At 64.3% G+C, this 10,999-nt stretch carries 11 protein-coding genes and 1 tRNA gene; 4 read left to right on the plus strand and 8 right to left on the minus strand.

The window, feature by feature from the left end; genetic code table 11:
- Together AC062T_RS08075 and AC062T_RS08080 are read left to right on the plus strand one after the other, a co-directional pair.
- A partial coding sequence (locus AC062T_RS08075; protein WP_476028974.1) for a hypothetical protein occupies positions 1–227 on the plus strand: 227 nt, incomplete at its 5' end.
- A gap of 70 nt (positions 228–297) precedes the next feature.
- Complete coding sequence (locus tag AC062T_RS08080; RefSeq protein WP_476028976.1) at positions 298–519, plus strand: hypothetical protein; 222 nt, start codon at positions 298–300, stop codon at positions 517–519.
- A gap of 2 nt (positions 520–521) precedes the next feature.
- Here AC062T_RS08080 and AC062T_RS08085 read toward each other — a convergent pair whose 3' ends face one another.
- The 4 genes from AC062T_RS08085 to AC062T_RS08100 form a co-directional block, all read right to left on the minus strand.
- Complete coding sequence (locus tag AC062T_RS08085) at positions 522–1,655, minus strand: glutathione-independent formaldehyde dehydrogenase (RefSeq protein WP_476028978.1); 1,134 nt, start codon at positions 1,653–1,655, stop codon at positions 522–524.
- A 139-nt stretch (positions 1,656–1,794) separates the two neighbouring features.
- Positions 1,795–2,427: a hypothetical protein gene (locus AC062T_RS08090; protein WP_476028980.1), complete on the minus strand. Its 633-nt coding sequence runs from the start codon at positions 2,425–2,427 to the stop codon at positions 1,795–1,797.
- A 125-nt stretch (positions 2,428–2,552) separates the two neighbouring features.
- Positions 2,553–3,503 (minus strand): manganese catalase family protein, encoded by a 951-nt coding sequence (locus AC062T_RS08095; RefSeq protein ID WP_476028994.1) that lies wholly within the window; start codon positions 3,501–3,503, stop codon positions 2,553–2,555.
- A gap of 99 nt (positions 3,504–3,602) precedes the next feature.
- Entirely contained in the window at positions 3,603–3,806 is a 204-nt protein-coding gene (locus AC062T_RS08100; protein WP_476028982.1) for a hypothetical protein, read from the minus strand.
- A gap of 281 nt (positions 3,807–4,087) precedes the next feature.
- Between AC062T_RS08100 and AC062T_RS08105 the strand changes: the two genes are divergently transcribed.
- Complete coding sequence (locus tag AC062T_RS08105; protein ID WP_476028984.1) at positions 4,088–7,432, plus strand: SdrD B-like domain-containing protein; 3,345 nt, start codon at positions 4,088–4,090, stop codon at positions 7,430–7,432.
- 310 nt (positions 7,433–7,742) lie between these two features.
- Here AC062T_RS08105 and AC062T_RS08110 read toward each other — a convergent pair.
- The 4 genes from AC062T_RS08110 to upp all read right to left on the minus strand — a co-directional run bounded on the left by AC062T_RS08110 (position 7,743) and on the right by upp (position 10,408).
- A tRNA-Arg gene (locus AC062T_RS08110) sits at positions 7,743–7,818 on the minus strand.
- Between the two features lie 145 nt (positions 7,819–7,963).
- Positions 7,964–8,407 (minus strand): MarR family winged helix-turn-helix transcriptional regulator, encoded by a 444-nt coding sequence (locus tag AC062T_RS08115; RefSeq protein WP_476028986.1) that lies wholly within the window; start codon positions 8,405–8,407, stop codon positions 7,964–7,966.
- Positions 8,408–8,694: 287 nt separating this feature from the next.
- On the minus strand, positions 8,695–9,420 hold the full coding sequence (locus tag AC062T_RS08120) for a winged helix-turn-helix domain-containing protein (RefSeq protein ID WP_476028988.1): 726 nt from the start codon (positions 9,418–9,420) through the stop codon (positions 8,695–8,697).
- Positions 9,421–9,775: 355 nt separating this feature from the next.
- Positions 9,776–10,408, minus strand: a complete 633-nt coding sequence (gene upp / locus AC062T_RS08125; RefSeq protein WP_476028990.1) for a uracil phosphoribosyltransferase — start codon at positions 10,406–10,408, stop codon at positions 9,776–9,778.
- Between the two features lie 66 nt (positions 10,409–10,474).
- Here upp and AC062T_RS08130 point away from each other — a divergent pair, with 66 nt between their 5' ends.
- Positions 10,475–10,906 carry a nucleoside deaminase gene (locus AC062T_RS08130; RefSeq protein WP_476028992.1) on the plus strand — a complete coding sequence of 144 codons (432 nt, stop codon included), beginning with the start codon at positions 10,475–10,477 and terminating at the stop codon, positions 10,904–10,906.
- Positions 10,907–10,999: the final 93 nt, after the last annotated feature.

Here is a 10,999-nt window from a genome sequence, read left to right on the forward strand (position 1 = left end):
CCCATCAGCTGCCGGTGAGCGTGGTCGCAGGTCGGCTGGTGAGCATGACACTCTCGCTGGAGACGCCCAGCGAGGTTCGCGAGACGCCGCACGTGCCGGAGAACCGGAGCCGTGCCGAAGACGCTCATGCCGACGAGACGCACCCCAGCACTGCGGATGCCAGCCCGAGGAACTCCTTGGAAACCGCCGTGGATAAGCACCTTCACCCGCACGATTCGGCGACCTGACGTAAAATTTGGCTTAGTGCCCGTGACCCCGGCATCCAGGTTCAACAGATGCGAAATACAGGGTGCCGACATGAAGATTCGAATCACCGCAGACCCCGGCAGCAGCGCAGAAGTCGACACGCGGTCGAACGCCACGGTGCTGCGTGACCGCAACGACGGCGTTATCGCCACTCCCCATCCCGACCCTCGCGAAGCGGACGCCGTGCTCGAGCTTCGAGTCTCTCGGCCGCACGAGGGCGAGGCCTTCAGTGATGAAGACCTCGACTCTGAGCGCTGGCCCGACTTCGGCTGAGGTCAGCTTGCCGGATGGAGCAGCACTTTAGTCCAGCCCTCCTCCCGGCGATCGAAGTTCTCATAAGCAGAAGGCGCATCCTCCAGCGGCAGCTCGTGCGACACGATTATCGATGGGGTGGCAACCCCCTCGATGATGAGGTCGCGAAGGTACCGGTTGTAGCGCTTTACCGGGCACTGACCGGTGCCAATCGTGAGGCCCTTTTCCCAGGCGGCCCCCCAGTTGAACTGAACGCGCCCATCGGGAGCCTCGTCCGACCCCGGATCTTCGGGCACGTACACGCCGATCACCCCGATGCTCCCGGTAGCGCGCACGACTCCCACGAGCTCATCGAGCACCATCTCCGGATGCTCCTCGCCGCTGGCATCGTGGGCCTGGTAGCCGACCGCCTCAATTCCGCAGTCAGCACCCAGCCCGCGGGTGGCATCCATAACGACGTCCTCAACGCTCTCCTGTGAGAAGTCGATCGGGGTTGCGCCCATCTCGCTGGCAAGGAGGAGTCGATCTTTTTCTTTGTCGACAACGAAGACCTGGGACGCGCCGCGAATGGCCGCGCTGTGTGCTGCCATCAGTCCGACGGGCCCGGCGCCAAAAATGACTACGGAGCGGCCGGGGGCTACATGCGCAAGCTCGGTGCCGTGGTAACCGGTCGGAAACACGTCGGAGAGCATCGTGAAGTCGTTCTCAAAGTCGGTTCCTCTGGGCAGCAACAGAAGGTTGAAGTCGGCCCACGGAACCCGCAACTGCTCGGCTTGCCCGCCGCGGTAGGGGCCCATTTTGGGGTAGCCGTACCCCGCACCCGGGGTGCCCTCGGGATTTGCCCTGAGGCAGGCAGAGGTGAAGCCTTCTTCGCAGTTGCGGCACGTGCCGCAACCGATATTGAAGGGAACCGAGACCCGGTCGCCCACCTTCACTCGGTTGACCGCGCTGCCGACCTCGGTGACGATGCCCATGTTTTCATGGCCCAGCACCGAGCCCGCGGGCATATCGGCCCTTCCCTCGTACGGGTGCAGGTCTGAACCGCAGATGTTTGCGGTGGTGATCGAGACGATCGCGTCAAGCGGGCTCTCGATCCTGGGGTCTTCGACCTCTTGCACGCCGACCGTGTACGGGCCGTTGAAAACCACGGCTTTCATCGCTTCCTCCAAAGTTGTGAGTGCACGTGCGAACTTTGGGCGCGACGCTACGCCGCGAAATGCCTGTGGGTGAGTGGTTGACAGATGGGCGGGGAGAGCGCAAGACGGCCCCCGCCTTAAGCAGGCTCGGGTGCTGGTGTCAGACGCCCAGCGGCGCCGTCATCTCTTTGAGCAGCGTGGGGAGCGTGCGAGAAACATAAGGGGATTCCGCGAACGATGTCTCGTCGTTGCCGTCGAGCAACCACGTCTCGAACGAGCCCTCATAGGTGTCAACGATGACGCGTACCGCGAGCATCGATGGCCAGCTGAATGCGCGCCCGAGGTGGGCGACGAGATCGGAGAACACGGGAACGAGCTCGGCGACGAACTTGCGTTCAGCGGCTGCCGCGGCTCCGCCGTTGCGGTTGTTGCGCAGCGCCTGCAGTCGGCGGTCGGCCCTGATGAGCATGCCCCCGCGATCGAGGGGCCATGATTCGGCGAGGGCGACGGCCGCCTGGGCGAATGGTCGGTCGGAGGCGTCGGACGCCACGAACTGGTCGACACCGTGGCGGATGCGCGCCGCGCATTCCTCCACAAGATGGTCGTTGACGGCATCCAGAAAGCTGTCGTCCGTGGGGAACAGCGTTCGAAAGGCATGCGGATGAATGCCAGCCTGCTCGCAGACATCGGTAATGAGCGTGTCGGTGACTCCGCCGCCGTTGGTCAGCAGACTGCGCGCAGCGGCAACGAGGACCCGCTTCACGTTCTGACGGTGTGTTTCAGCTTTATTCATTGCAACTCTCGGCCAGGGCGGCGAATGGCTCATCACCCGCTCGCCAACGCTCAGCAGTTTATCGAGCCGTCGTCGAGTCTGTGGCCATTGCCGCCGTGGCCGAGAGCGCACACGGCCGAGCGGGCCTAACTGACAGGCCCGAAGCTCGACGAGACCGGCTCCATCTCCATCTCAGCCGTTGCCTGGATCAGCTCAAGCAGGTCGGCGTCGAGGCCGGGGGAGAACTCCTCGAAGCGCTCCGGGGCAATCACCGAGGGCACGCCCTCCGGCGCCTGCTCGGTCGCCAGGAGATCGGTTCCGTCGTTCGAGGGCGACGGCCCCTGAAAGATCTTGCCCGCTTCCGACTGAGCGGTGAGATCAAAGGTGTACTGCTTGCTCTGCAATCCGAGGTCGAGCAGGCGCGCCACTTCGGGGAACTGTTCGGCATTGGTCTTGGGGATGGGCAGCGCGGTTCTCCAGTTGACGCCGAGCGACTCGAGCGCGCGCGCATAAGCGTTCTCATGTGCCTGGTCGCGAACGATGAGGTAGGCGATGGTCGAGCGTGCCGTCGCGTTGTCGGTCATCTCGTAGATGCGGCACTTCTGCAGCCGACCCGTCGACTCGAGCATGAGGTTATAGATCAGGTCGAGCACGAGGTTTCCGCTGTTGTACACCCAGGATCCGTTCCACGGGTTTCCCGCAGCATCCACCGGCATTGCGCCCTGAGCTGCGACGAGAAAATGGTGGATGTTGCCCGCGCTCTTGGCGAGCTCCAGAGGGATTGCCCCGCCAGCGCCCGGGGCATCCACCGGGTCTGTGGGGGAGCCCTGGTAGCGCGGAGACCCGTCGAGAAGGCGGGAGATCGTGGTGCCGATCAGCTCGACGTGGCTGATCTCCTCGGTGCCGATGCCCTGGAGCAGATCGCGGTACGGCTTGGCGTCGGGCCCTCGAAAGTTGAAGCTTTGAAACAGGTATTGCATCATGGTGCGCATTTCGCCGAACTGGCCGCCGAGCCCCTCCTGCAGGGCATTTGCCGCGGCGGGATCCGGCTCGTCGGCCACGATTTCGTTGATGAGACGCTGCACGTGAAAGAACATCACTACCTCCGTTGTCGCGGTGTGTACGTACTCGATTGAGCGCGACCGTACGCCCGCGACATTGGCGGAGGCAGTGGTTGACAGCGAAGTGAACCTGGCTTAACCGTTATCGATATCGGGGTCCACGCCGATCGACGGCTCATCGTCATCTTCTAGAGCGTCGCCCTCGGCGCCGCCAGCGGTGTAGCCCTCGTCGTTGTCGGCGTGGGGATACGGGTCCGAAGGAGCATCCGTTGGCACCGCTTCTGGAGCCAAGTCAGGGTCGTCGATCTGGTTGTAGGCGTCGCTGGTTGGGTCAGACATCGGAGTTCCTCCTCGCAGTCGATGGATGTTGGTGCACCCATAAGACCCCGCTGGCGCGCCTCTCGCAAAGGGTTGATTTACGGTGTCGCCGGAGGTAGAAGGCGCTGCTCCTTGCGCCCCGGAACGCGCACCCAATGCGCACCCAATGCGCACCCTCGCCGCCGAGGGGTCCGAAATGAGTCGTGCTGGATGCCGCGAAGACTCATGTGGGCCACGTCAGTGAGGCATTGACTGGAGGCCTAGCGCTAGGCTCTACGGTATATCAGCTCGGGGGGATCAGGATGACGAAAAAGTGGACTGCGCGTGCGATCTCGGCGGTGCGATCCGTCGGTGCGGCGGCGATAGTCCTCGCGCTTGTCGCGGGGAGTGTCACCCTATCGGCCCAGCCTGCCGACGCTGCGGTCGTCAGACCATTCGCTCTCGGCTACTCCCAGCCCATCTACGGCGACTTTATCCTTGCTGGGAACGGCAACATGGGATGCCCGACCACAGGCTCACCTGTCGACCCCTTCGGGGAGCCCATCTCAACCTGCGCCGCCGCGCAAGCGGGCACCAATACGACTTCGGCCGGCATCAATGACTCCTACTACATGAAGTGGACCGACGTCGATTCAAGCGCGGCCACCTACAACTCGAGCGCGGCAGAAGTAACTATTCCCGCTGGGGCGCGGGTCTCGTTCGCCCGGCTCAACTGGAGCGGCAACACCGGCACCATTCGTCTCGCCGACGGCACAGTTTCCGCGCTACCGGGGTGCAATACCCGCCAGTTCCTCGCAGGGGCGGGCACAGCGGACTTGCCTTCCGGCACGCCGGAAAGCACCTTGGTGCGTCTCTCAGTTGGCGGTGCCGCCACCGCCGCCTACGCCCCCCAGGTCATCAGCCGAGACGCGCTCGCCAATGTGCCCGCATCTCAGCCGCAGTTCTACTCCGCCTACGCCGACGTGACAAGCCGATTTGCGGGCGTTACGACTGGCACTCCCGTCGCTATCCAGGTGAGCAATGTCTGGGCCCCGCAGGGCTTCGGATGCTACGGAGGCTGGTCGCTCACCGTCGTCTACGAATACGACGGCTCTCACGCCAACGCGCCGATCAAGAAGCAGGTCATGGTCTACGACGGCCATGTCCGTCAGTCATCCATCGACCCGGCGACCACGATCACTGCCGGCGGATTCACTGCGGCAGCGGCGGGAGCACGGGTCGGCGTCACGGCGTTTGAGGGCGACTTCAATATTGCTGGCGATCGCTTCGCTGTTAACGGAATTCAGCAAGCAGAGCCGGCGCCCGGCTCCTCGACCAACTTTTTCGGCTCCCGAGCCGAATTCTCCACACCTTCTGTGCTCAACAACATGAGCGTCGATGCGAAGTCGATGACCGTGCCCATTGCGGTCGGGTCAACCACTGCCTCCATGGAATTCGCGACGTCAGGTGACACGTATCTCGCCACCGGTCTCGCGCTTTCTGTTCCTATTGCATCGATTGACGTCAGCATCCAGGCCATTTCTTCTGGCCCCTACGTCGCTGGCGACATGATCACTTACGAGGTGCGTGTGTACTCACCGCTTGCCGCCTCGGACGTTGCCGTCTCGAGCAACGTCCCAGGATGCGGGATGACGCCTCGATCGCTCTCGGCCGGATCGACCTACACCTACGGATGTTCGAGGTTGGCGGGAGCAGATGACCTCACGACGACGGTCGCGGCCTCCAGTGCAGAGGCCGGTGCCAACACCGGCACGGCATCGCTCACGACCACGGTTAGCCAGCCCGCCGTCGAGATCACCAAGACCGCAGACAAGGCGACCTATGTGACGGGGGAGACCATCGTCTTCACCATCGCCGTTGCCAACTCGGGGGATCTGCCTCTCACCGACGTCACCGTCACCGATGCGACAGTGCCAGCCTGCGCGCGCACCGTAGGAGCACTCGCGGTAGGGGCGACGCCGGTCAGCTACACCTGCACAGCAATCGCGCCGATCGCCGCGGACTCAAACACGGCAGCGGTCACGGCAGCATTCGCTGCCTCGCGCACCGTCACCGACTCCTCCACCGTCTCGGTGCCGACCGTCGGTTCGGTTGGCGGAACGGTCTTCGCGGACCGCAACAACAACGGCCTCGTCGACTCCGCCGAATACGGCATCAGCGGCGTATCCGTCGCGCTCACCGGGACGACAGCGAGCGGATCGGCGGTGAGCTACACGACCACAACGGACTCCGCAGGCGCCTATGTGTTTGAGGGAATGCCCGCAGGCACCTACACCGTCACCCAGACTCAACCCGCAGCCTTCGACGATGGCATCGACACCGCGGGAACCAACGCCGTCGTCGCATCCAACGACTCCGTCGCGGTAAACCTCACGTCGGGGCAGAGCAGCTCGGGAACGCTTTTCGGGGAGCGTCCGACCTCAAGCCTCTCCGGTGCGGTCTACATCGACTCCGACGCAGATGGTGTGCAGGATGCTGGCGAGCAGCCACTCGGCGCGGTCACGATCGAGCTGAGCGGCAGAGACAGCGACAACAACACCGTCTCCCTCACTGCGGTCGCCGACTCATCGGCTGGTTTTTACCGCTTCGACGGTCTCCGGCCCGGCACCTATGAACTCGTCCGCACCTCCGCGCTGGGATACGGGGCCGGGGATGCCACAGTGGGTAGCTCTGGCGGAACGCGGACATCGGCGACCACTATTACGACGGTCACGATCGAGCTGAGCGGCAAAGACAGCGACAACAACGATGTCGAGCTCACCGCCGTCACCGACGCATCGACCGGGGCCTATCGCTTTGATGGTCTCCGGCCCGGCACCTATGAACTCGTCCGCACCTCCGCGCCCGGATACGGCAATGGGAATGCGACCGTTGGTACCTCCGGCGGAACGCGGGCATCGGCGACGACCATCACGACGGTGACGATCGCTGCGCGCACCGCAGCATCCGGCTACTTATTCGGCGTCACGACCGGCTCGCTATCGGGTGATGTCTTCGTCGACCTTGACGGCGACGGCATCCGCTCTATCGGAGAGTCTGGTCTCGGCGGCGTGAATGTCACCCTGTCCGGCACCACCCTGAATGGAGCAATCACCCCGCTGATGGCAACCACATCAGGCGATGGCCGTTTCGTCTTCACTGGCCTGCTGTCGGGAACCTACGTCATCACCGAGACCCAGCCCGCCGGTTACCTGGAGGGCACGAACACGGTCGGCACCGCCGGCGGAACCATCGTGGCCCACGCGTTCTCGGCAATCGCCCTGGGGGCAGGGGAGTCGGGCACCGGGTACCTGTTCGCCAAGGCGCGCCTGATTCCTCCCGTGATTCCGCCCGTCGTGACCCCGCCCGCAGCTGGTCCGGCGGCCGCAGTCAAACCCACGGCGGGAGTGAGCCCCTCGGCACCAGCGCAGGATGAGGGTGATTCCGACACTGCGGAGCCCGAGGTCGTCCCTCCCATTGCGGAGCCAGAACCCGAGAGCGATGCCGACTCTGGCCCAGCTGCCCCGGTGACGGGGGTGCCTGAGGGGGATGCAGCATCCGACTCGCCCGTTGGGCCGATTCTGCTCACGGTGGGCATCGTCTCCCTTGTGCTGATGGCCGGGGTTGGTGGCGTGCTGTTGTTCAGGCCACGCCTCTTCCGCGGCTAACGCAAGCTACTGGATGCCGCCTCTCGCCCCCGCGAGAGGCGGCTCTCTCGCTGTTCCCGCTCGCTGCTCGCTGCCCGCTGCACCCGCCCGCTGCCCGCGCTCTTGCCCGCGCCCGTTCGCGCTCTTGCCCGCGCCACTTCTTCGCTGAGGGGTCCCAAATGTGTCGTGGCGGATGCCGCGACGACACATTTGGGACCCCTCAACGCAGCACGGGCGACGCGTGAGGGGGCGAGGTGGGGGGATGCGCTCCACCGGGTGCGCGACGAGGCACCTTAACGACGAAAGCCCCGCACGAGTGCGAGGCTTTCCGTGGTGCGCCCGGAGGGATTTGAACCCCCGGCCTATTGATCCGTAGTCAATTGCTCTATCCGCTGAGCTACGGGCGCATGTTAGGTAAAAAACCCAACTGAATGACTATATCAGGGTCTGAGGGGGCTTTCGAACCGAGCGGTCCGCACGCACCTTCATGGGCGCCATCCTGCCGGGTTGGCTCGAGACCGAGCGCGAACTGGCCCGCAACCCACTTCCGCGTTAGCGGCGTTTGACTCCGGTGCGAAGTTTGTCGCAGAGCACGGTCAGTTGCGCGAGCTCGGGCTCGGTGAGGGCTGAGCCCACCGCGGTCGAGATGGAGGCGCTGTGTTCCACGGCGACCCGACGGAACAGGTCGTAGCCGTCGTCCGTGAGTGCCACGACAACTCCCCGGGCGTCGCGCGGGTCGGGAGACTTGGTGATCAAACCACGGGCGGCCAATCGATCGACGAGTCTGCTGACGCTCGGCTGCGTAATGAGCAGGTCGTCCACGAGATCCCGGATGCGCATGGCGCGTTCGGCATGCCGGGCAAGGTTAAAGAGCACGTCGTATTCGACGAGCGAGATCTCGTCGGTGGGGAACTCGGCACTCAAGCGCCGCATCACAGCGACTTGGGCTCGAAACAGCGCTTCCCATGCTGTTACCGCTGAGGCTTTGGTCGCCATCGTCGCCCCTCTCGTCGCGTCAAGCCTATTGCCGGGGAGCGCGCTGCGGTCGTGCAGGCCAGGCAATTCGCGGCCGGGCCAATCGTGGCCGTTAACGTGATTGAGGGCCCGTCGTAGAGGCTTACGACGGGCCCTCTCCCTTGCACCAAGAGTGTCCTGCAATCACATTCCGTGGGAGCTGCCACAGCAAACAACTTCCACATCTCGAACTCTATAACGGTTGGGTAACGGGCGCTAGTTATCCTTTTGTTATTTTTCTGCGAGTTCGCTGATAGGTAGGTGAGCGTCTAAAAACGGTCGGGCGACGGGGTGCTCGTGTGCTGCACCGACACGTCGGCGTGACGGTCGAAGCGGTAGCCGACACCGCGCACGGTGCGCACGATTTCGTCGTAGACGCCGAGCTTGGACCGCAGCCGACGAACGTGGACGTCGATCGTGCGCTCATTGGGGGCGTCGTCGTCGTCGGCACCCCAGAGGCCCGAGATGAGCTCAGCGCGGTCAATTGTGCGGCCTTCGCGCAGCACGAGGTACTGCAGCAGCTCGAACTCCTTGTAGGTGAGCGGGGCGGCCTCGCCCTCGATCACCACGCGCTTGCGCGACAGGTCGATGATTACGCCACCCTTGGACCCCGGCGCCACGGTCTCGTCCGTGCGCCGTTGCTTCGCCAAAGCGGCGGGGTCCTGCAGGGCAAGACGCACGACGTCGACATCGCGCCCGCCTACGCCCTGGGGGGCAAGTGCGACGGCGGCATACGTCTCAGCGGAGGGGACGAGCAGCTCCGTCAGCCGCTTGAGCTCCTCAACGATCGTGCCGAGGTCAGTGCCCGCTGCTGCGGCCTTGAGCTCGTCTACGCCGACATAGAGAACGAAGCCGCGAGCTTCTGTGCCATCGGGGACAGCGCGGAGTCGGCGAGCCGGTGCTTCCGCAGAGGGCGCCGGTGCTGCGGCAACCGCGGGCGATGCGGCGACGGGAGCGGATGTGGTGGGTCGGGCAAGGTCGAGTGCAAGAGACATGAGTCGAATTCCTTCGGAGGGGTGAAGGGCCTCTAATGATGAGGGTGTGATCCTTCGATTACTTCAGGTAATGCGCTGAGGATGGACGTTCCGCTATGAGGGAGCGCCATCCGGAGTTCATGTCCGTCGTCAGCGGCGCACTATGAGGCGGGGCTGGAGGCGGGGCGAACTCGGCGAGATGAGCCGATTAAGCGCACATTCGACAACACATGGCGGCACGTGTCGACACCATGGTGTCGACGGTCCGGGAGCCCACAAAGGAGATCACGGTGCGCGCGGATGTAGTCATAGAGCCAGTATCACCCACGCGCGCCGTGTTACGCAACCGCGCCACGTGCGCGCGGGAACTGCGAATCTAGACGGTGCCGTACAGGCGGTCGCCGGCGTCGCCGAGACCGGGAACGATATAGCCGCGCTCGTTGAGGCCCTCGTCGAGCGCACCGAGCACGATCGTGACCTCGCGCCCCTGGGTGGCCTCGTCGACGGCCTTGAGGCCTTCTGGTGTGCCGAGCAGGCAAATCGCCGTGACATCCTGAGCGCCGCGGTCAAAGAGATAGTTGATCGCTGCGACGAGGGAGCCGCCGGTCGCAAGCATCGGGTCGAGCACGAAGCACTGCCGGTTGGACAGGTCGTCGGGCAGCCGCTCGGCGTAGGTGGTGGGCATCAGAGTTTCTTCGTCGCGCACCAGTCCGAGAAAACCAACCTCGGCGGTGGGGACAAGCTTGACCATGCCGTCGAGCATGCCGAGTCCCGCGCGCAGAATCGGCACGACCAGGGGCAGCGGGTGGCTGATGGCCACGCCCATTGTTTCGATTACAGGGGTCTGAATCTTCACGGGCTCGGTGCGCACATTGCGCGTCGCCTCATAGGCGAGCAGGGTGACGAGCTCCTCGGTGAGGGCACGGAATGTCGGCGATGCGGTGTTCTGGTCCCGCAGCACGGTGAGCTTGTGCGTGATGAGCGGGTGGTCGGCAACGTGAACTCGCATAGGCTTAAACCTAGTCGAGCGAGGGGAGTGCACGTGCAGCCATCTCGCAATGCCTATCGTGAGCGGATGCTCGAGGCAGTAGCCGATGCCCGCTTAGCCCTCGAAACGGGCGATGTTCCCGTGGCAGCTCTCGTGTTGGATGCCCAGGGAAACGTTATTGCCTCGGCACGAAACGAGCGCGAACTGCGGCAGGATCCCACCGCCCATGCAGAGGTCTTGGCTCTTCGCCGAGCGGCCGAGGTCACGGGCGATTGGCACCTTGAGGGCACGACCCTCATCGTGACCCTTGAGCCCTGTGTCATGTGTGCCGGCGCGATTCTCTCGGCGAGGGTGCCGGTTGTGGTTTTTGGCGCGTGGGACGACAAAGCTGGCGCCTCCGGCAGCGTCTACGACGTGTTGCGCGATCGTCGGCTTCCCCAGCGGGCAGAGGTTTTTGCCGGGGTCGAGGCTGAGGCGTGCGCAGCGCTCCTCACGGAGTTCTTCGCCGATAAGCGTTAGAAAACTTCCTAGTCGATGCCGCGAATCACAAATGCGTCGGTCGACGGATTGGCGTCGTTCGGCTTGCGGTAAACATCCGGCTCGATGTAGATC

The organism is Homoserinimonas sp., from assembly GCF_056262345.1.